We start from the raw sequence: 21085 nt of genomic DNA, 5'->3' as shown, positions 1-21085 counted from the left end.
TAAATGAGGGATAGAATAATGACACTTACTCGACGCCAACAAATCGAAGCTCTAGAAAAAGACTGGGCAACCAATCCACGCTGGAACAATGTAAAACGTCCTTATACTGCTGAAGAAGTAGTAGAGCTACGTGGTTCAGTCGTTCCGGCCAATACCCTAGCTCAACGTGGTGCTGATAAACTTTGGACACTCGTCAATGGCAGCTCAAAGAAAGGTTACGTAAATTGTCTTGGTGCACTCACTGGCGGTCAAGCCGTACAGCAGGCCAAAGCGGGTATTGAAGCGATTTACTTATCAGGTTGGCAGGTCGCAGCAGACAATAACACTGCTTCAACCATGTACCCAGATCAATCACTGTATCCAGTTGATTCAGTACCTTCGGTAGTTAAACGCATTAATAATTCATTCCGTCGTGCTGACCAAATTCAATGGTCAGGCGGTAAGTCTCCTGAAGACGAAGGTGGAATTGATTACTTCCTACCAATCGTAGCCGATGCAGAAGCGGGTTTTGGTGGCGTATTAAACGCATACGAGTTGATGAAGTCTATGATTGATGCTGGTGCTGCGGGTGTTCACTTTGAAGATCAATTAGCGTCAGTGAAAAAATGTGGTCACATGGGTGGCAAGGTTCTTGTTCCGACTCAAGAAGCGGTTCAAAAATTAGTTGCGGCACGTCTTGCCGCCGATGTTTGCGGTACGACAACACTGGTTATTGCTCGCACTGATGCAAATGCCGCCGATTTGCTAACGTCAGATTGTGATCCATATGATAAAGACTTTGTTGATGGCGAACGCACTCAAGAGGGGTTCTATCGTGTTCGTGCTGGTATCGACCAAGCGATCTCTCGCGGTTTAGCTTATGCACCTTATGCCGACCTTATTTGGTGTGAAACGGCAACACCTTGTTTGGAAGAGGCACGTAAATTTGCAGAAGCAATTCACGCTGAGTTCCCAGATCAATTGCTGGCGTACAACTGTTCTCCATCGTTTAACTGGGAGAAGAACCTTGATGCAGAAACGATTGCGAAGTTCCAGCAAGAACTTGCAAACATGGGTTACAAATACCAGTTTATTACTCTAGCGGGTATCCACAATATGTGGTTCAACATGTTTGAGTTGGCACATGCTTACGCTCAAGGTGAAGGCATGCGTCATTACGTTGAGAAAGTTCAACGTCCAGAATTCGAAGCGGCTGAGAAAGGTTATACTTTCGTTGCTCATCAACAAGAGGTGGGTACTGGTTACTTTGATAAGATGACCAACACAATTCAAGGTGGTCAGTCATCTGTAACAGCTCTAACTGGTTCAACTGAAGAAGACCAGTTTTAGTCAAAAATAGTGCGTCTGGTTAGGTGATTGTTCGAGTCGGATGTAAACAACCACTTAACGAGATGGCTATGCATTTCTGTTCCGATTTACACCCCTATTATTTAGGCATAAATTTGATGTTCTTTGAGCGGCTCTCGCCGCTCTCTTTTTTATTCGCTAATCTTCAATCTCTTCTGGTTCAACCTCTTCTTGCAGTTCCAATAAACTGATCGCAATCGATACGAAGTCGCTATTGGTAATAATGCCTACTAAACGACCTTTGTCGACAACTGGCAAACAGCCCACTTTATGCTTTTGCATATACATGGCAGTTTCTTTTAATCCAGCTTTGGGTGTGACATTCATAACGCTGGTGCGCATTATTTCGTACAAAGGAGTATTAAGTGTAAAGGATTCCTCTTCAGATACATCTTGTAAGCTTGAATCTTGAGCTGCAAGTACATCACGTTGGGTAATGATACCAAGTAAATGTCTGTCGCCATCTACGATAGGAATATGGCGGATGTCTAACGCTTCCATGGTGTGTTTAGCGTCGACAAGCAAATGAGAGCGTAACAAAGTATGCGGGTTACGAGTCATCATATCTTCGACTGTTATCATGGTCACCTCCTTAGTTTTTTTTGCAATCTGTTACCGCAAAGGTAATAGCGAAAGATAAGTCGTTTCTCTTAATTACTATAGGAGTATTTGCCGCTTTGTTTTGGGAGCTGAGCCAATATTTAATGAAAATTTCCTTAATAATAGTAAGGGAGTTTGTCTGTCTGGGCACTTAAATGACTTTGATAAATAAGAAAACACCCACCATGATGGTGGGTGTCAGTAGAGGTATAGAGAGATTAAAATCTAGAGCTTAAAGAAGCCGAGTAATTGCCGCTGCTCACTGGCAAGACATGAGAGTTTTTCGCTGGCTTGTTCACTTTCTTTAACGCCAGTTACGTTGTTATTGACTATCTCAAAGGTGGTCGTAATATTTTCGGAGACTTCTTGAGTGACACAAGACTGCTCTTCTGATGCAGTAGCAACGTGGGTGTTCATATCAGAAATTTGATTGACGGAGCTGCTAATCGCATTGAATGATCGTGCTAGCTCTAGGCTAATGGTGCGTGAGTTTTCGACTAGCTCCATATTAGTCGCCATGCCGCTATTGGCTTGTTCAGCTTGAGCTTGAAGGCGAGTAATAATGTCTTGAATACTGACAGTAGATTGTTGTGTTTGAGCCGCTAGAGAGCGCACTTCATCAGCCACGACTGCAAATCCTCGACCTTGCTCACCAGCTCTCGCTGCTTCTATAGCTGCGTTAAGAGCGAGTAGATTCGTTTGTGCTGAAATATCACTGATCACCTCAACCACACTGCCAATTTCAATTGAATACTCGCGCAATTTGTTAACGATGTCGGTGCTTTCAGCAATCGACAGTTCAATTTGTTTCGCTACTTCATCGGACGAGCGAAGTGCTGATTGACCCTCTTGGACGTTTGATGTGGCTCCTGCTGCTGCATGTTCGGCGTTGGAGGCATTTGAGCTCACTTCACTTGCTGTGCTAGAAAGTTCTGTGACAGCAGTAGCAATCTGTTCAATATGACTGAGTTCTTGCTGTGCATTATTGTGAGTTTGTTTCATTGCAGAGACTAGCTGGACTGAGGCGGCAGAAACGCTTTCTGATATGTTGTGCGAGTGATCAATAATACGGCGAAGTTCGGCACGCATAGAAATCATATTGGCATAAATACCGGTTTCTTTTCCGGTAACAGAAATCTCACTAGATAGGTCACCTTGTGAGACTTGCTGAACAATTCTTTGAATATCACGAGGTTCGCCTCCTACCGTTGCGCGGATACTGGCGAAAATCTTAGTTGCAACACCAATCGCGATGATAGCGGCTACGATCGATAGCCAGAAAATAATGTACTGAGCACTTTCTAGCTTATCGACCATGTATGGACCAACGTTATCTTGCTCATTTTTGGCTTCTAGTTTAATGCTTTCAATCGCGTTTGCTGACTGCGCACCAATTACATCAAGCTGATTTTTGATCACATCGTTGCGTTGGTTAATCGTTGTTACGATATTGCGAAAAGCGCTGGTATATAGTGAAAAGGCTTGTTGATATTGTTTTAGCAATGCTTTGTGTTCAGGTGTGACGAGTTCTGCTTCTAGTAACTTCTGGCGTTCGACCATCTGTTTAAATTCATTTTCTGCAGCGGCAGCGTCTTGAATATCATTATTGATGAGGAACTTAATCGCGAATAGGCGCGCTATAAGGGTGCTTTCTTGTAGTTCGCCAGCGTACATTGCAACCGTTGAATCATCGGACTCATGAGCTCGTTTCATCAATGTTGAAATTGATTCACGCATTTTTAGACCATTAGGATCAAGTTGGTTAAATACTAAATCATTACGTTGGCTAATCAGCCCAACAACCAGCCCAAACTGACCTTGATAGGTGAGTATCTGATCTTTGATTTTTTTCAGCTCTTCTTTTTGAGATTCGATGAGATTTAGCTCGATGGTTTGATCAAGTAATTCGGTGGTGGATATGATTCTTTGATCGAACTGTTCGAGAGTTTCGCTGGTTTGTGACTTAATGTACTTAACAACGGCTAAGCGTGATTCGAGTAAGTTTGCTTGAACACGACCACTGTTGACGCTGACAAGTGCTAAATTGCGGTAATTGTTAAACCCTTGGCTGGTATCGCTAAAACGAAATAGAGATAATGCGCTAACGATAATCAGTAGTACGATGATACTACCAAATCCATATGTAAGTTGCTTCCTGAGTGTCATACTTCCACCTAATACTTATCTACTAGCTAATCCTTAATGCATTCTGTTACAAGGTGCGATACGGCACTAGCTTGTTTCTAACTTAAATTCATATTTCATCCAGTCTCAATTCATTTTTTGCTGTCTGTTCAATATTGATTACAATATCTCTCCTTGCTATTGCGCCTTCTCGACATATACTAGTCGGCTGCGAAAAGCTTCGTGACACCTATTGTTCACCCGATTTAAGACTAAAGACATGCAAGTATCTGATTTCCATTTCGACCTTCCTGATGAATTGATCGCGCGCTATCCACAACCGGAGCGTACGTCGAGTCGTTTATTACAACTAAATGGCAACAGCGGCGAATTAGCTGATGGCAGATTTACCGATGTCTTAAACCACATTGAAGCGGGTGATTTAGTTGTATTTAATAACACCCGAGTTATTCCAGCACGTATGTTTGGTCGTAAAGAATCAGGCGGTAAATTAGAAGTGTTGGTGGAGCGAATGCTAGATGACAAGAGCATTCTTGCCCATGTGCGCTGTTCTAAATCACCTAAGCCAGGCTCGACTATTATTGTTGGCGATAATGATGAATTTTCAGCACAAATGGTGGCGCGTCACGATGCGTTGTTCGAACTAAAGTTTAATTCAGATCAAACTGTTCTCGAGATCTTAGAACAAATTGGTCATATGCCTTTGCCGCCGTACATCGATCGTCCTGATGAAGAGGCGGACAAAGAGCGTTATCAAACGGTTTATAATCAAAAACCGGGTGCAGTAGCTGCGCCAACAGCGGGTTTGCATTTCGATGAAATCTTGCTTGAGAAAATCAAAGAAAAAGGTGCCGAACTCGCCTATGTCACATTGCATGTGGGCGCGGGTACTTTCCAGCCGGTGAAAGTGGACAATATTCACGATCATCACATGCATGCTGAGTATGTGGAAGTAAATGAAGACGTGGTGAATGCTATCAATGCGGCGAAAGCGCGCGGCGGTCGTGTGATTGCCATAGGTACCACCTCTGTTCGTTCACTTGAAAGTGCTGCGCAAGACGCATTGAAAAAAGGTACCGAGTTGGCTCCTTTCTTTGGTGACACGGAAATATTTATTTTCCCTGGTTACGAATATCAGTTAGTCGACGGTTTGATCACTAATTTTCACCTACCAGAATCGACGCTCATAATGTTAGTGAGCGCATTTGCAGGTTATGAGAATACAATGAATGCATACAAGCATGCGGTAGAGAACCAATACCGTTTCTTCTCGTACGGTGATTCGATGTTTATTAGCAAGAAGACAATCTAGCGTTGCCCTACAATTTTTAGCGGTATTAAAAGTGCTCATTTTGTCTGTAAAGTGCGCACTTTTTCTTTGTCATTAAAAGTAATATTTCGTTCGTGTTTTTTTCCAGTATTATGTGGCATGCCATTAGCTGCGATGCGCAGTGGTAACTGTACAATAGTTATTGAGTTTTGGTTAAATAACGAGAACTTAAAGTAAATTTACGAGTGCTAGCAGTAGGCTAGGGGTGAGAGGGCGACTTCTCATATCTCGCAGGGAAAATGCGACCGCTCCTTACTGGGCTAATTGCCCACATCATCGTCAGACTGTTTCTCTGACATTGGAGGCTTCGTGAAGTTAAAATTTGATTTAAAAAAGACCAACGGTAATGCACGCCGTGGTCAGCTAACGTTTGAGCGCGGCAGTGTTCAAACACCTGCATTCATGCCTGTTGGTACTTACGGTACAGTAAAAGGTATGACGCCAGAAGAAGTGAAAGAGACGGGCGCAGAAATCCTGTTGGGTAACACTTTCCATCTATGGTTACGCCCGGGACAAGAAGTGATGAAGCTGCACGGCGACTTGCATGACTTCATGAACTGGCAAGGTCCTATCTTGACTGATTCAGGCGGTTTCCAAGTATTTAGCCTGGGTGATATCCGTAAAATTACAGAAGAAGGCGTACAGTTTCGCAATCCTGTAAACGGTGACAAAGTTTTCATGGACGCTGAAAAGTCGATGGAAATCCAAAAAGATTTAGGTTCAGACATCGTAATGATCTTCGATGAGTGTACGCCATACCCAGCAACACACGATGAAGCAAAAAAATCGATGGAAATGTCTTTACGTTGGGCACAGCGTTCACGCGATCACTTCGATAAGCTTGATAACCCAAATAACCTTTTTGGTATCATTCAAGGTGGTGTTTACGAAGACTTACGTGACGTATCAGTGAAAGGGCTAACGGAGATTGGTTTTGATGGCTACGCAGTTGGTGGTCTTGCCGTTGGTGAACCTAAAGAAGACATGCACCGTATTCTTGAGCACACTTGCCCACAACTTCCACAAGACAAACCTCGTTACTTAATGGGTGTTGGCAAACCAGAAGATTTAGTAGAAGGTGTACGTCGCGGTATCGACATGTTCGACTGCGTAATGCCAACGCGTAATGCGCGTAATGGACACCTATTTGTAACTGGTGGTGTGATCAAGATCCGTAATGCGACACATAAAACAGATACAACACCATTAGATCCGCATTGTGACTGTTACACTTGTAAGCATTACTCTAAGTCGTACTTACATCATTTGGATCGTTGTAACGAAATCCTAGGTTCACGACTAAATACTATCCATAACTTGCGTTACTATCAGCGTTTGATGGAAAGCATTCGTACAGCGATCGACGAAGATCGCTTCGACCAGTTTGTAGAAGAGTTTTACGCTCGCCGTGACCGTGAGGTTCCGGCACTCGGCAAGCAGTAATCAATATTAAGCCTTAGGTCACTGCCTAAGGCTTTTATTAATGGCGGATATGTTATCTACATCCCCGCTGAATAAATGAGCAAAAGCTCGATATTTTTGAGAGTGCGGTCTCTAATACAGATGTGCATGCTTGAATATAAAAAGCGAAAGCCCAATTTGTTGGATTATCAAAAATATAATAGAGGATATTTTCATGTTTATTTCTCAAGCTCACGCAGCAGCAGAATCACCAGTTGGTGGCGGTTTCGAAATGATTATCATGCTAGCGATGTTCGCAGTGATCTTCTACTTCATGATCTACCGTCCACAATCTAAGCGCGTTAAGGAACATAAAACGCTAATGTCTTCAATGGGCAAAGGCGATGAAGTACTTACTAGCGGTGGTTTAGTGGGTAAAATCACTAAAATGGCTGAAGATAACGATTACATCACTATCGAGCTAAACCTAAACAACGAAGTTGTTATCAAGAAAGACTTTGTATCAGCAGTGCTACCAAAAGGTACGCTGAAATCTCTATAGACAGCTAAAGGATCCTCGCTGTGCTAAACCGTTATCCGTTATGGAAGTATTTGATGGTGATGATCGCCATCGCTATTGCTGCATTGTATGCACTTCCTAATCTATACGGTGAAGATCCGGCAATTCAAGTTACAGGGGCGCGCGGCGCCTCTGTAGATATTGCTACGCTGGATTCTGTCACTCAAGCTCTAGATACCCAGAGCCTCCCTTTCAAATCCATTGCTTTAGAAAATGGATCGATTCTTGTGCGTTTCAACGACACTGATACTCAAATCAGTGCGCGTGATTTGATCAGTGAAGCCCTCGGTAAAGAAATCATCGTGGCGCTCAATCTTGCACCTGCAACACCAAACTGGCTTGAAGCAATTGGCGCTTCACCTATGAAGCTTGGCCTCGACTTACGTGGCGGTGTTCACTTCTTAATGGAAGTGGATATGGACGCGGCAATGGGGAAATTGGTTGGTCAGCAGGAAGAAGCGTTCCGCAGTGAATTACGTGAAGAGAAGGTTCGCTACCGTGCGATTCGTCCTTCAGGAAAAGAAGCTGTTGAAGTGCTACTTCGTAATGAAGAGCAACTCGCGCAGGCAAAATCTTTGCTTGAAAAGAATCACCCAGACATGGTGTTTTCTACCTCAGATAGCAATGGTCGTTTTGCTCTATTAGCCTCTTTCACAGAGCAACGCCTTACCGAGATCCGTAACTACGCTGTTGAACAGAACATTACTATTCTCCGTAACCGTGTAAATGAACTCGGTGTTGCTGAACCATTGGTTCAACGCCAAGGTGCAAGCCGCATTGTGGTTGAGCTACCAGGCGTTCAAGACACTGCTCGTGCGAAAGAGATTCTTGGTGCTACGGCAACTCTAGAGTTCCGTGAAGTGGACTCTAAAGCGGATCTAGCCGCCGCGGCAAATGGTCGTTCGCCAGCAGGTTCTGAGATTAAATTAGATACTGATGGTCGCCCTGTTGTTTTGAAGAAACGTGTCATCCTAGGCGGTGCAAGCATTACTGATGCAAGCTCAAGTGTGGATGAATACGGTCGCCCTCAAGTTAACATCACGCTAGATAGCGAAGGTGGTAACAAGATGTCGGCATTCTCGAAGAAGAATATCGGGCAGCTAATGGCAACGGTATTTACGGAATACAAAAACAGTGGTCGTAAAACTGCTGAAGGCAAAGTTATTTTGTCTAAGCATGAAGAAGTGATTAACCAAGCGACGATTCAATCTGCGCTAGGTCGAAACTTCCGTATTACTGGTATTGATTCCACTGCCGAAGCTCATAACCTTGCGTTGCTACTTCGCGCTGGTGCTCTTATTGCACCTATCTCAATTGTTGAAGAACGTACGATTGGTCCATCTATGGGTCAACAGAACATCGACATGGGTATTCAAGCGTGTATTTGGGGTATGTTAGCAGTAATGCTATTTACAGCTATTTACTACCGTAAATTTGGTCTGATTGCCAACATGGCACTGATGTCAAACCTAGTATTGATTATTGGTATTATGTCGATGATCCCTGGGGCGACAATGACCTTGCCTGGTATTGCGGGTATTGTTTTGACGGTCGGTATGGCAGTTGATGCCAATGTACTGATTTTTGAGCGTATTCGAGAAGAGCTGCTTGAGGGGCGTTCGCCACAGCAAGCTATTCACCAAGGTTATGCCAATGCATTTAGTACTATCGCCGATGCCAATATTACAACACTAATGACTGCAATCATTCTATTTGCAGTGGGTACTGGTGCTGTGAAAGGCTTTGCGGTTACGCTATCTATTGGTATTTTGACCTCGATGTTTACTGCAATCATAGGTACCCGCTGTGTGGTTAACCTATTGTATGGTGGTAAGCGCGTTGATAAATTGTCGATCTAAGGCTAGGAATTAATATGTTTCAGATTCTAAAAGCAGAAGGTACGATCGGCTTTTTACGTTGGTCAAAGTTTGCCTTTATGTTCTCTCTGCTGATGATTGGTGCGTCGTTCTATACACTTTCAACTAACTGGTTGAATTGGGGTCTAGATTTCACCGGTGGTACGCTAATTGAAGTGGGTTTTGAACAGCCGGCTCAACTGGATGAAATTCGTACCTCATTAGAAGCGAACGGCTTTGGTGATGCGATTGTACAAAACTTTGGTAGTGCTCGTGATGTGATGGTACGTCTAAGTCCACGTGAAGATATGTCAGGTGAGACATTAGGCAACCAAATCATTGCAGCCATCAAAGATGGTACAGGCGAAGAAGTTGAAATGCGTCGTATCGAGTTTGTTGGTCCTAATGTGGGTGATGAACTGACCGAAGCTGGCGGTTTGGCGATTTTAGTTTCGCTTATCTGTATTTTGCTTTACGTTTCGGTGCGATTTGAGTGGCGTTTGGCGGCTGGTGCTGTAATGGCATTGGCGCACGATATCATCATCACATTGGGTGTATTCTCTGTGATGCAGATTGAAGTCGACCTGACGATTGTCGCCGCGCTGTTGACGGTTGTTGGTTACTCGCTCAACGATACTATTGTTGTATTTGACCGTATTCGTGAGAACTTCCGTCGTATGCGTAAGGGCGGTCCGAGAGATATCATTGATAGTGCGGTTACGCAAACTTTGAGCCGTACGCTGATTACTTCGGCGACCACGCTATTCGTAGTAATCGCGTTGTTCTCCCAAGGTGGTGCGATGATTCACGGTTTTGCTACGGCACTTCTGCTTGGTATTACGGTTGGTACATACTCATCTATCTATGTGGCTTCGGCACTTGCATGGAAGCTGGGTATTACTAAAGAACACTTAATGCCACCTCAAATTGAAAAAGAGGGTGCAGAGTTCGACGAAATGCCATAACGCATTTAATCTCCGAAAAGCCGCTGATATCAGCGGCTTTTTTTTACCTCTCTGCGACAGCAGTGTGACTTTGGCAGTGCCCTTTGTTTAGCAAATGGGTATCATAAGCAAAACATAACCATAATTAGGAAACAAAAGATGCCACATTTTCGTTTTAGAGCAGTCGAACCGCAAATGGTACAAGCACTATCGAAACCTCTGATTGATGAACTGCAATCATATATGGATTGTCCTCGTGAAGACTTCACTTTTGAATATGTCTACACGACCTTCTACCATGAAGGGGAAGTGAACGCTGCATACCCATTTGTTGAGGTGCTGTGGTTCGATCGTGGTCAAGACAAGCAAGATGCAGTGGCTAAGATTGTTACTGAACAGGTTCGAGGTGTGATGGGCGAAGATGTTAACGTTGCCGTTATTTTCACCGCGCTAAATGCTAGCGGTTACTACGATAACGGCGAGCATTACTAAGCTGAATAAAACGCAATAGTAAGGTGGGGCAATGAAAACGACAGGGTTAGTTATCTTTCTATCGTTTCTGTCATTTTCATTATTTGCTTCACCATGGGAATCTTTTTCTAAGCCGAATCGATTCTCACCGGAAGCCATTGGCAGCTATGCCAATGGCTGTTTATTTGGCGCTAAAGCGCTGCCTCTCAATGGCTATGGATACCAAGTCTTACGTAGTCAAAACAAACGCTACTATGGTCATCCAGATACGATTGAATTCATCGAGCGTTTGTCTGCAAAAGCGCGCGAAGATCTCCGCACTCATCTTCTCATTGGGGATATGTCTCTTCCTCAAGGTGGGCGTTTCACATCAGGGCATACTAGCCATCAAACAGGGCTAGATATCGATATTTGGTTTCGACTTGCCGACATGAAGCTTTCTAAATCTTCGTTGAGAGTCCCTAAACCTCAAAGTTTAGTCGATATACCTGCGTATCAAATTATTCAATCGAATTGGGATAATCGTCATTTCAGATTGATTAAAATGGCGTCGGACGATAACAAGGTCGCACGAATATTTGTTCATCCGGTGATAAAAGAAAAGTTGTGTAGTCTTGAAGGTGGAGACCGAAATTGGCTGCGCAAGATCAGACCATGGCGAGGGCATAATTATCATATGCATATTCGCCTGCGCTGCCCAGATGGTGAGATGAACTGTATAGAGCAAAATCCACCACCAGTTGGTGATGGTTGCGGTAAAGAAGTGGTCAGTTGGCGACCAAAGCATAACGTAAAAGAGTATCGACCTCAGCCGAAAGCGAAGCTTAAAAGCAAAGAGAGTGGCGTTTCTCCAAACAAAACCAAGTCAAAATCAAAAAAAATCCTTCCTCAACAATGTCTACAGATTGTTGATAGCACTCGTTAAATTTTGTATGTCCCCTTTATAGTATTCATTGTAATGGTTAGTTTTAATACTTTTGGGCTGGAGAATCACAGCATCCTCACCTAGATTTAAAAGGTCTATACAATGATATGTATCTAGATGCGCTTGCTAGGTATTTTAATAGCCGCGCACAGTTCCAAATAATAAAAAGTTGGTTAATTGACGTTTACATAATAAATAGGATGCTCGGCTTACTTCCTATGATAGTGAAAGCAAGGACACTCCCATGACTATGGTATGTGCAAAAGATTTTGCCGAGTGGCTAAAGCTGAGATTTAGCAGTGCTACAGAATCAGTAACGATCTCCCGTGAGGAGGTAAATCATCTTACTGGAAGGCAAAGATTAGATCCTGGATTTGTCCATGACGTCCATTATGAATTGATGGCGCATGGATTGGCGTTTGTAACTGATACCTCACGAGAGATGTTTTATCTCATACCCATTGGTAAGGCGGTAAATTGGCGTGAACATTTGGAGTATCAGTTTGAAAAAGAGTTGTACTGTAATATTTTCCCCATTATTAAATCCGGTTAGATGCACAGAGCATCAATATAAAAAAGGCTCATCAATAGATGAGCCTTTCGTTTTTATGCTAAACCTTGAATGATGACAAACTTTTCAAGCAGTTCTTCATCTGTTTCAACATGATTTGGGTCAGTGATAATACACTTGGTAATCGGGCAAACGGACTGGCAGGTTGGTTTGTCATAGTGCCCTTTACATTCAGTACATAGATTAGGATCAATCTCGAAAATGCTGTCACCCATAGAAATCGCCCCATTTGGACATTCCGGGTCACACATATCACAGTTGATGCACTTATCAGTAATCAGTAACGCCATGATTATTTACCAGTTGGGTTACGAGTGTCCTGACCTGCGTTCAAGTTACGCATGATGAGTGCGTATTCCAGTTCCAAATCTTCTGGTACCGGGATGAAAACAAAGTGACCGTTGCCTTTTGCATCATCGATCGCTTCACCTTTACGGTTTTTCATTGCTTCAAGGTTGAAGATTACGTTACCTTTTGGCGTCATTAGCTCAAGGCTATCGCCGACAAGGAATTTATTCTTTACTTCAACTTCAGCCATGCCTTCATTGCGTTTGCCAGTGAACTCACCAACGAACTGTTGCGCATCTGAAACGGAGTAGCCGTAGTCGTAGTTCTGGTATGTATCATGGGTATGACGACGTAGGAAACCTTCGGTGTAACCGCGGTGTGCTAGGCTTTCTAGGGTTGTCATCAATGTTTCATCGAATGCTTTACCCGCAACGGCATCATCAATCGCTTTGCGGTATACCTGTGCGGTACGTGCACAATAGTAGAAAGACTTGGTACGACCTTCGATTTTCAGTGAGTGCACACCCATCTGAGTTAAACGCTCTACGTGTTGAATCGCACGTAGATCTTTTGAGTTCATGATATAAGTGCCGTGCTCATCTTCAAATGCCGCCATTTTTTCTTCAGGGCGGTGGCTTTCAGAAAGCAGAACTACATCGTCAATTGGCTTGCCGCGACCGATAGTGGTTTCAGGTCGTTCATCTTGTACTTCAACCGCTTGTGCTTCATTAGGGTCGAATGCTTCAACGATTTGACCTGAGTCGTTCTCTTTGCCTTCTTCTACTTTGTACTCCCAACGGCATGCATTGGTGCAAGTGCCTTGGTTAGGGTCACGTTTATTGATGTAACCTGATAGTAGACAACGGCCTGAGTACGCCATGCATAGTGCACCGTGAACAAACACTTCTAGTTCTGTATCAGGACAGTGTTCACGGATTTCTTCGATTTCTTCCAGAGAAAGCTCGCGAGATACAATCACTCGCTCAACGCCGTAAGCTGCCCAGAATTTTACTGTCGCCCAGTTTACCGCGTTCGCTTGAACCGATAGATGGATAGGCATATCTGGGAAAGCTTCGCGAACCATCATGATAAGACCCGGGTCAGACATGATTAATGCGTCAGGACCCATATCAGCAACTGGTTTTAGATCGCGGATGAAGGTCTTTAGCTTTGAGTTGTGTGGCTGTATATTACATACCACGTAGAATCGTTTACCTAGCGCATGCGCTTCATCGATTCCGACTTGCAGGTTTTCGTGGTTAAACTCGTTGTTACGTACACGCAAGCTGTAGCGAGGTTGACCCGCGTAAACGGCATCGGCGCCATAAGCGAATGCGTAACGCATGTTTTTAAGGCTACCAGCTGGTGATAGTAGCTCTGGTACGAATACTTTCTCTGTTGTCATTGCTCAATTCTCTGTTATCTGATCTCAAGTCAGGGCCATTCCACCTAATGGAATTGGGCGCAAATTTTACGTCAAATTGTGATATGTGACTAGGAAAAACTCAGTATGCTGTTTTGAGAGGATCAAAAAAGCCTTCCGAAGAAGGCTTTTTCAAATTTTGCTTACGCATTTGGGTGAGGTAGACCACCTAGCGCTTCGAAGATATTTGGTAAGAAAGCACTTAATTCTCCACACATAAGAGAGAAGTCGGCGTCAAAGCGAGCAGCTTGATCCTCACGTGGAATATCATCATTTTGATCTTTCAGTTCATCGGAGAATTTAAGGCGCTTGATGCTGCTATCTTCCGCCACGATAAACTCGATACGATCTTGCCAATTTAACGCCAGTTTTGTCACCATTTTATCGGCTTCGATATGGCTACGAATCTCATCAGCGGTCAATTCTTGTTTTTTACAGCGGATCACGCCGCCTTCTTCAAGCACAGATTTCAACTCGGCTTCATCTAGCATGGTAATTCCTGCTGGTGTATTACCAGTCTTAACCCATTCAGTAAGAGTCAATTCAACCGCACTTTCTGGAATAGCAGGTACAACAGGTAAGCTGCCCATGGTTTTACGAAGTAGAGCCAGCACATCTTCGGCTTTTTTGTAGCTGCTTGCATCAACTAGGATAAATCCTTGTTTTGGCATAATCAGCACGTATGTATGGTTACTGCGACTAAATGCACGTGGCAAAAGATCGATGATGATGTCGTCTTTTAGGTTGTCTTTCTCTTTTTTCTTAAGAGGACGACCTTCTTGTATTTCTAATGCGTCAACTTTGGCATTGAGTGATTCTTTAATCACAGAAGCTGGCAACATTTTTTCTTCTTTCTTTGCGCAGATAAGAATATGGTCTTCGGACACATGGGTCATCATATCGCCATGTCTGCCCATTGCTGATACCCAACCAAATTTTTGTTTGTCTTGACTACCACAAGGTGTAAAACGGAATTCAGCCAGTTGCTGTTCTAGCTGTTCCGCGTTGAAGTCTATGTCTCGGTTGACGCGATATACCAGACAGTTTTTAAACCACATATTCTTTCTCTACTTAGACGTTGATGACGCCCATCTTAGCAAATTTTATTCACTTGTCTGTCGCGAAATTAAAAATATGAATCGACTCGTCATCCATGAGTGAATTGCTAGCATTTATTGATTGAATTCCAAGCAATATAATAAGACAGTTCGATGAAAATTTGTTTGCAAAGGTCACAAAAGTGTCATAATTGCTAGTAATAATGCTTATGCATTGAGGGTCGTGGATCCTTTCATTTAATTCAGCTTTATCAAGAAGGTTAATTGTTATGTCGAGAAGGATTCTAGTCGTTGAAGATGAAGCACCAATTCGAGAAATGCTGTGCTTTGTTCTTGAACAAAAAGGTTACCAAGCAGTTGAAGCGGAAGATTACGATACTGCTGTAACTAAACTAGCTGAACCCTTCCCTGATCTTGTATTGCTGGATTGGATGTTACCGGGTGGTAGTGGCATCAACTTCATAAAGCATATGAAACGTGAAGAACTGACCCGTAATATTCCAGTTGTGATGCTAACAGCACGCGGCGAAGAAGAAGATAAAGTTCGAGGGCTGGAAGTGGGGGCGGACGATTACATCACCAAACCTTTTTCGCCAAAAGAGTTGGTTGCTCGATTAAAAGCGGTAATACGTCGTGTTACACCAACAGCACTTGAAGACGTTATTGATGTTCAAGGCTTGAGGTTGGATCCGGTTTCACATCGCGTGACGACTAACGATCAGCCATTGGATATGGGACCGACAGAGTTCAAGATGTTGCATTTTTTCATGACTCACCAAGAACGTGTTTATAGCCGTGAACAGCTACTAAACAATGTGTGGGGAACCAATGTGTATGTGGAAGATCGCACAGTTGATGTACATATTCGTCGTTTACGTAAAGCACTTGAAACGGAAGGTCATGATAAACTGATCCAAACGGTTCGCGGTGCAGGCTATCGTTTTTCAACCAAAGCTTAGTACCCCATGCTTAACGTTCTATGGAGAAGTAAGTGGTTGCAAGGTTAACTTGGAAAAGGCTGGTCTGGGAGTTAGCCTTTTTTTACACCCCTTGGGTGATTATCGGTTGGATTTTCGGTTACATGCCGTGGTTGCTTTTAGCTGCCACGGCTTTGCAGCTTGTCTGGCATTTACATAACCAGATGCGTTTTTCTGCATGGTTGTGGGATGAGAAGCGTCTAACACCACCTGCAGGTACGGGAAACTGGGAAGAGCTGTTTAATGGTATCTATCGCCTGCAACAGCGTCAGCGGAAAAAGCGCAAAGAGTTGACTAACCTGATCCGTCGATTCCGCAACGGTGCGGAATCACTGCCCGATGCGGTGGTGGTTTTTCGTAGTGAAGGCAATATTGTTTGGTGCAACAAGCTTGCCCAGCATCTACTAGGGTTTCGTTGGCCGGATGATTCAGGGCAACCCATATCCAATTTGATCCGAACGCCAGATTTTATCAAGTACCTGACCAAGCAAGACTATGCAGAACCGCTAGAGATGCGTTCACCACTTAACGTAGAACGAATGCTTGAGCTACGCATAGTACCGTACACCGAAGGTGAACACTTGATGGTGGTTCGTGATGTCACTCAGCTCAAACAGTTGGAAGGAATGCGTCGTAACTTCTTTGCCAACGTATCGCATGAACTTCGTACACCAATGACGGTACTGCAAGGCTACCTTGAAATGACGGAAGACCCAGATATGTTGGTTGGTCCGATGTGGAGCCGTGCTCATGGCGTAATGACAGAGCAGTTGAATCGTATGAATAGCCTGGTAAATCAACTACTTACGCTGTCAAAAATTGAAGCTGCACCTATGCATGAATTGGACGAAGTAGTCAATGTTCCGGCGATGTTAGAGGTACTGGAAAAAGAAGCGATAAGCTTGAGTGGAGAGCAAAAGCACAAACTTAAATTCGATGTTGATGAATCTTTACTTGTTCTGGGTGACGACGACCAATTGCGCAGTGCTATCTCCAATCTGGTCTACAACGCGGTGAAATACACGCCTGCCGGAGCAAAGGTGAATGTACGTTGGTATTTGACGGCACAAGGCGCTTGTTTGTCGGTTGAAGACAGCGGGGAAGGGATTGAGCCTCAGCATTTACATCGACTCACAGAGCGCTTCTATCGCGTTGATAAGGCACGCTCACGAGATACCGGTGGCAGTGGCTTAGGTTTAGCGATCGTCAAGCACGCACTTACTCACCACGATACACAGCTAAATATTATCAGTGAAGTTGGGGTGGGGAGTAAGTTCTCTTTCCTGCTTCCAGAGCGGTTAGTAGTGAAATGATGAGAATAATAACAAGTTTAGCTGCGTCATTGATTATTGGACTCTTGAGCTTTTCCGCAAGCGCTAAAGAGCAGTTTCTTCCGTACAAAAAAGTGCCAGGGATCAGCGGTGCTTTGACCAGTGTGGGGTCAGATACTCTCGCGGGTATGACGACATTGTGGGTGGAAGAATTTAAACAGTTATATCCAGGTGTTAATGGTCAGGTACAAGCATCTGGCTCTTCAACAGCACCGCCAGCATTGACTGAACAAACTGCACAATTTGGTCCAATGAGTCGACCGATGCGAAATAGTGAAATTGAAGCATTTGAACGTGCTCATGGTTATAAACCGACTGCGCTGCGGGTGGCGATAGATGCGATTGGTCTCTTTGTCCATCAGGACAATCCAGTTAAAGGGCTGAACTTTGTCCAGCTCGACAGTATTTTTTCTGCCACGTTACGCTGTGGTGCGACTCAGCCAGTGCAAACTTGGGCTGATTTAGGTTTGGATTACTCGTGGGCACAACGTTCGATTCAAATGTTTGGTCGTAACTCGGTATCGGGTACCTATGGTTACTTTAAGAAGATCGCCCTATGCGGTGGTGATTTTCGCGATAATGTGAATGAGCAACCGGGTTCCGCTTCAGTGGTTCAATCTATTGCCTCATCAATCAACACCATTGGATACTCAGGTGTTGGTTATCAAGTTTCGGGAGTAAAGCGTATTCCTGTTGCTAAAACGGGCAATGATTACGTTGAGCCAACGCGTGATAATATATTGTCAGGTAAGTACCCACTATCGCGTTACTTATATGTATATATAAATAAGCATCCGAGTAAGGCGTTGTCGCCATTACAAAGAGAGTTTATTCGCTTTATCTATTCCGAACAGGGACAGAGTTTGGTCGAAAAAGATGGTTATGTAGCGATCTCGCCAAAAATAGCGCTACAGGAATTAGCTAAAGTTGGCATTTTCGTCAATTAAGAGTTGGACGAATTTTTAACGCCAACTATCGCCAATCTGCGGGTTCAATCGAACTATCGGCAGTCATTAGTTGCTTTACTCCCATTTAAGTAACTACATATCCTTGCTATCACGACCACGTACTCACACACATAGAATATGAAGCTTCCCACCTTAGGAACATTGACAAAGTGCACTGGGGTTATTTGAGTAAATACCCAGAAAGGGTATACGCTCTAATGGTGTGTCTAGCGTTTCCGAATTCATTCAGCGATTTATTCCTCGCTAACGAGAGAAAAATAGAAGTTAGATTAAGAAAATTAACCTATTTTCGTTATGTTATCAGTGTCAATTGCAATAATAACAACAGCGAATGTTGTTGGCGGGTGACTTGATAATATTCCATTGTATTCAATTATTTATTATTAGCTGTAATATAATTGTCATCAAAGTAAAATAGTATACTCTTGGGCAGAATTAGAACCTTGGTGCATTAAAGGGCATTGTGTTTTCAGTGCTCAGTTTCTCGTACCATTCACATCACGATTCGAGTTACGCCCATCTCGGCATCAACTATGCGTGAGATAGTGGTAGATGACGTATAGCTTTCACTAAAAGAGATTGTTGGACTAGTCAGCGCGCAATCTGCGCTTAAATAGAGTTAAATCGCGAGATCTCGCACTAACAACAGAGTATTGGATACATGGCTAAAGCCGATTTTTCATTGAAGGAAAAAGATAGAAAGCGATTCATGAAAGATCGCTTCGTCAGGTTTGCTGTGTCTGCTGGTGGAGTGGGTGTGTTGGCTGCACTCGTATTGATCTTTGTTTATCTCGCTATGATGGTGTTACCACTATTTTCTGATGCCAAGTTAACGCCGAATATTGCTTCTCAAATCATCACGACCCCACAACCCATCGCGGCAGGTATTGATGATTATGGTGAACACGCATTTGTTGTTTCCCAACACGGACAAGTAGACTTTTGGTCGTTAAATAAAGGTAATTCATTACCTGAATTTTCAGTGGATTTTACTCAGCAATTTACCTTGTTTGCACAAATGCCCGGAGCGCTAGAGTGGTATGGTTTTGCTACGAAAGAAGGTGATGTCACGCTCTTTCAGCCTCAAATGACCAATGTTATCAAAAACGATCGCCGAACATTTTCGCCAAAACTGAAGCAACTAGAGGATGATATCAACTTATCGTTCAAGGATGTTCAGTTAGAAAAGTTTGCCTTTTCTGTCGGTACACAGACGGCATTGGTGGGTTACTTTGATGATGAACGTATCCGTATTCGATGGCAAAGCTTCGATAAAAAAGTGCATAGTTTTGTTTTTGACCAGTTAATGCCTGAGCCGGAACAAATGCTCCTCACCCCAGATGGTAAAACACTCTATTTGCGTCAAGGTTCCGAGCTTATTGTGATTAAACAGCAAGAAGATCGGTTTGTTGTGCGTGAAATTGTTGATCTTAGCCAAGGTAGCGGTAAGCATTCAGTGACGAAGATTGATGTGCTATCAGGTGCTTCGTCAATATTGGCTACCCACAAAGATGGTTTAGTGTCGCAATGGTTTGACGTACTTAAAACGGGAGAGCGAAAACTGACGTTTATCCGTGAGTTTAAGTTAGCGTCTGAATTGCAGTTTTTATTGCCAGATTCTTACCGTAAAGGTTTCTATAGTTTTTATATTGATGGCATGGTGCAAAGTCACTACACCACAAGTGAGAAGCTGGTTATTTTCGAACGCGCCTACAGCAAAGCTCCGTGGTTAGCTGCGATGTCGAACAACGAACAATACTTGATCGCTCTGTCTGATGATGTATTGAACGTCGCCCATCTTGATAACCCATACCCTGAAGTGTCACTTTCTTCGCTATGGCAAAAGGTGTGGTACGAGAGCTATCCAGAGCCAGCGTATGTTTGGCAAACCACCTCGGCTAGTGATGAGTTTGAGGCTAAGTTCAGCTTAGTACCGATTGCTTTTGGTACTTTAAAAGCCGCCGCTTTCGCCATGTTGTTCGCGGTACCTATTGCGGTGTTCGGAGCTATTTATACTGCTTATTTTATGACCCCAAGAATGCGTCGATTGGTAAAACCGTCAATTGAATTGATGGAAGCACTGCCGACGGTCATTATTGGCTTTCTAGCAGGGCTCTGGTTTGCCCCTATTGTCGAGACTCATTTAACCTCGGTGATGATATTGCTGTTGTTTTTGCCAATATCGATAGTGGCAGTGGGTGCGCTGTGGCACTGGTTACCGGTGCAATGGACACGCCGGTTACCTAACGGTTGGCATGCATTGGTTTTAATGCCGTGCTTGGTGTTAGTGACGGCTTTTATTCTTAATCAAAGTAACGCGATTGAAGCTTGGCTTTTTGCAGGAGATGTACGCATCTATCTTGCTGACTTTGGTATCGACTTTGATCAACGTAATGCTCTGGTCGTTGGCTTTGCGATGGGTTTTGCTGTGATACCTACCATCTTCACTATCGCAGAAGATGCAATTTTTTCGGTGCCTAAGCACCTGTCTGATGGCTCGCTTGCTTTAGGTGCAACGCCATGGCAAACCTTAACTCATGTCGTATTGTTAACCGCAAGTCCCGGTATTTTCTCTGCGATTATGATGGGGCTGGGGCGGGCAGTCGGTGAAACGATGATCGTGCTGATGGCTACGGGCAATACGCCGATTCTCGATTGGAATATCCTAGAAGGGATGCGCACATTGTCGGCAACTATTGCGGTTGAAATGCCTGAGTCTGAAGTGGGCAGTTCGCACTTCCGTATTCTTTTCTTAGCGGCTTTGATTTTGTTGGTGTTTACCTTTGCCGTAAACTCGATAGCGGAGTGGGTGCGCCAGCGCTTGCGTGATAAATATCGAGCATTGTAAGTTTAATTATAGGAATTCACGT

At 43.8% G+C, this 21085-nt stretch carries 18 protein-coding genes; 13 read left to right on the top strand and 5 right to left on the bottom strand.

The features are described 5' to 3' along the window. Positions 1-18 precede the first annotated feature (18 nt). The gene (gene aceA / locus L4C38_RS05395; RefSeq protein ID WP_428796515.1) at positions 19-1329 is read left to right on the top strand and encodes an isocitrate lyase; all 1311 of its coding nucleotides are present in this window, start codon (positions 19-21) and stop codon (positions 1327-1329) included. A 156-nt stretch (positions 1330-1485) separates the two neighbouring features. Here aceA and L4C38_RS05390 read toward each other — a convergent pair whose 3' ends face one another. Together L4C38_RS05390 and L4C38_RS05385 are read right to left on the bottom strand one after the other, a co-directional pair. Continuing rightward, the gene (locus L4C38_RS05390; protein ID WP_428796514.1) at positions 1486-1929 is read right to left on the bottom strand and encodes a CBS domain-containing protein; all 444 of its coding nucleotides are present in this window, start codon (positions 1927-1929) and stop codon (positions 1486-1488) included. 243 nt (positions 1930-2172) lie between these two features. Next, positions 2173-4113, bottom strand: coding sequence for a HAMP domain-containing methyl-accepting chemotaxis protein (locus tag L4C38_RS05385; RefSeq protein ID WP_428796513.1), 1941 nt, complete (start codon positions 4111-4113; stop codon positions 2173-2175). A gap of 238 nt (positions 4114-4351) precedes the next feature. On the opposite strand from L4C38_RS05385, the gene queA reads away from it, so the two are divergent. The 8 genes from queA to L4C38_RS05345 all read left to right on the top strand — a co-directional run bounded on the left by queA (position 4352) and on the right by L4C38_RS05345 (position 12152). After that, on the top strand, positions 4352-5404 hold the full coding sequence (gene queA, locus L4C38_RS05380; protein ID WP_428796512.1) for a tRNA preQ1(34) S-adenosylmethionine ribosyltransferase-isomerase QueA: 1053 nt from the start codon (positions 4352-4354) through the stop codon (positions 5402-5404). A 327-nt stretch (positions 5405-5731) separates the two neighbouring features. Then, complete coding sequence (gene tgt / locus L4C38_RS05375; RefSeq protein ID WP_428796511.1) at positions 5732-6865, top strand: tRNA guanosine(34) transglycosylase Tgt; 1134 nt, start codon at positions 5732-5734, stop codon at positions 6863-6865. Between the two features lie 193 nt (positions 6866-7058). Continuing rightward, positions 7059-7385 (top strand): preprotein translocase subunit YajC, encoded by a 327-nt coding sequence (gene yajC / locus L4C38_RS05370; protein WP_428796510.1) that lies wholly within the window; start codon positions 7059-7061, stop codon positions 7383-7385. A 20-nt stretch (positions 7386-7405) separates the two neighbouring features. Further along, a complete protein-coding gene (gene secD / locus L4C38_RS05365; protein ID WP_428796509.1) occupies positions 7406-9262 on the top strand; it encodes a protein translocase subunit SecD in 1857 nt (618 codons plus the stop codon). Positions 9263-9276: 14 nt separating this feature from the next. Continuing rightward, positions 9277-10224: a protein translocase subunit SecF gene (gene secF, locus L4C38_RS05360; protein ID WP_428796508.1), complete on the top strand. Its 948-nt coding sequence runs from the start codon at positions 9277-9279 to the stop codon at positions 10222-10224. 138 nt (positions 10225-10362) lie between these two features. Next, positions 10363-10695, top strand: a complete 333-nt coding sequence (locus L4C38_RS05355; RefSeq protein ID WP_428796507.1) for a DUF1904 domain-containing protein — start codon at positions 10363-10365, stop codon at positions 10693-10695. Between the two features lie 31 nt (positions 10696-10726). Continuing rightward, positions 10727-11599 (top strand): penicillin-insensitive murein endopeptidase, encoded by an 873-nt coding sequence (gene mepA / locus L4C38_RS05350; protein ID WP_428796506.1) that lies wholly within the window; start codon positions 10727-10729, stop codon positions 11597-11599. Positions 11600-11843: 244 nt separating this feature from the next. Beyond that, positions 11844-12152, top strand: a complete 309-nt coding sequence (locus L4C38_RS05345; RefSeq protein WP_428796505.1) for a hypothetical protein — start codon at positions 11844-11846, stop codon at positions 12150-12152. A gap of 53 nt (positions 12153-12205) precedes the next feature. On the opposite strand, the gene L4C38_RS05340 is transcribed toward L4C38_RS05345, so the two are convergent. From L4C38_RS05340 to rdgC, 3 genes are all read right to left on the bottom strand, one after another. After that, positions 12206-12460, bottom strand: a complete 255-nt coding sequence (locus L4C38_RS05340; protein WP_075710065.1) for a YfhL family 4Fe-4S dicluster ferredoxin — start codon at positions 12458-12460, stop codon at positions 12206-12208. A 2-nt stretch (positions 12461-12462) separates the two neighbouring features. Further along, positions 12463-13863, bottom strand: coding sequence for a prephenate-dependent tRNA uridine(34) hydroxylase TrhP (trhP, locus tag L4C38_RS05335; protein WP_428796504.1), 1401 nt, complete (start codon positions 13861-13863; stop codon positions 12463-12465). A gap of 161 nt (positions 13864-14024) precedes the next feature. Next, positions 14025-14939 (bottom strand): recombination-associated protein RdgC, encoded by a 915-nt coding sequence (gene rdgC, locus L4C38_RS05330; RefSeq protein ID WP_428796503.1) that lies wholly within the window; start codon positions 14937-14939, stop codon positions 14025-14027. Positions 14940-15208: 269 nt separating this feature from the next. Between rdgC and phoB the strand changes: the two genes are divergently transcribed. From phoB to L4C38_RS05310, 4 genes are all read left to right on the top strand, one after another. Then, positions 15209-15898 carry a phosphate regulon transcriptional regulator PhoB gene (gene phoB / locus L4C38_RS05325; protein ID WP_428796502.1) on the top strand — a complete coding sequence of 230 codons (690 nt, stop codon included), beginning with the start codon at positions 15209-15211 and terminating at the stop codon, positions 15896-15898. A 32-nt stretch (positions 15899-15930) separates the two neighbouring features. Further along, entirely contained in the window at positions 15931-17229 is a 1299-nt protein-coding gene (phoR, locus tag L4C38_RS05320) for a phosphate regulon sensor histidine kinase PhoR (RefSeq protein ID WP_428796501.1), read from the top strand. Next, positions 17226-18194 carry a PstS family phosphate ABC transporter substrate-binding protein gene (locus L4C38_RS05315; protein ID WP_428796500.1) on the top strand — a complete coding sequence of 323 codons (969 nt, stop codon included), beginning with the start codon at positions 17226-17228 and terminating at the stop codon, positions 18192-18194. Before phoR ends, L4C38_RS05315 begins: the two co-directional genes overlap by 4 nt. Positions 18195-18876: 682 nt before the next feature. Next, positions 18877-21063, top strand: a complete 2187-nt coding sequence (locus tag L4C38_RS05310) for an ABC transporter permease subunit (RefSeq protein WP_428796499.1) — start codon at positions 18877-18879, stop codon at positions 21061-21063. Positions 21064-21085: the final 22 nt, after the last annotated feature.

It is taken from the genome of Vibrio kasasachensis (assembly GCF_050337565.1).
GTDB lineage: Bacteria > Pseudomonadota > Gammaproteobacteria > Enterobacterales > Vibrionaceae > Vibrio > Vibrio kasasachensis.
The sequence above is the reverse complement of the archived record's forward strand: the minus strand, read 5'-3'. Positions and strand labels throughout refer to the sequence as shown.

Coding starts and splice junctions, on each gene's coding strand:
- L4C38_RS05310 (WP_428796499.1), top strand. CDS start 18,877: ATGGCTAAAGCCGATTTTTCATTGAAGGAAAAAGATAGAAAGCGATTC.
- trhP (WP_428796504.1), bottom strand. CDS start 13,863: ATGACAACAGAGAAAGTATTCGTACCAGAGCTACTATCACCAGCTGGT.
- phoB (WP_428796502.1), top strand. CDS start 15,209: ATGTCGAGAAGGATTCTAGTCGTTGAAGATGAAGCACCAATTCGAGAA.
- L4C38_RS05385 (WP_428796513.1), bottom strand. CDS start 4,113: ATGACACTCAGGAAGCAACTTACATATGGATTTGGTAGTATCATCGTA.
- L4C38_RS05390 (WP_428796514.1), bottom strand. CDS start 1,929: ATGATAACAGTCGAAGATATGATGACTCGTAACCCGCATACTTTGTTA.
- queA (WP_428796512.1), top strand. CDS start 4,352: ATGCAAGTATCTGATTTCCATTTCGACCTTCCTGATGAATTGATCGCG.
- yajC (WP_428796510.1), top strand. CDS start 7,059: ATGTTTATTTCTCAAGCTCACGCAGCAGCAGAATCACCAGTTGGTGGC.
- L4C38_RS05355 (WP_428796507.1), top strand. CDS start 10,363: ATGCCACATTTTCGTTTTAGAGCAGTCGAACCGCAAATGGTACAAGCA.
- secF (WP_428796508.1), top strand. CDS start 9,277: ATGTTTCAGATTCTAAAAGCAGAAGGTACGATCGGCTTTTTACGTTGG.
- mepA (WP_428796506.1), top strand. CDS start 10,727: ATGAAAACGACAGGGTTAGTTATCTTTCTATCGTTTCTGTCATTTTCA.
- aceA (WP_428796515.1), top strand. CDS start 19: ATGACACTTACTCGACGCCAACAAATCGAAGCTCTAGAAAAAGACTGG.
- rdgC (WP_428796503.1), bottom strand. CDS start 14,939: ATGTGGTTTAAAAACTGTCTGGTATATCGCGTCAACCGAGACATAGAC.
- L4C38_RS05345 (WP_428796505.1), top strand. CDS start 11,844: ATGACTATGGTATGTGCAAAAGATTTTGCCGAGTGGCTAAAGCTGAGA.
- L4C38_RS05340 (WP_075710065.1), bottom strand. CDS start 12,460: ATGGCGTTACTGATTACTGATAAGTGCATCAACTGTGATATGTGTGAC.
- L4C38_RS05315 (WP_428796500.1), top strand. CDS start 17,226: ATGATGAGAATAATAACAAGTTTAGCTGCGTCATTGATTATTGGACTC.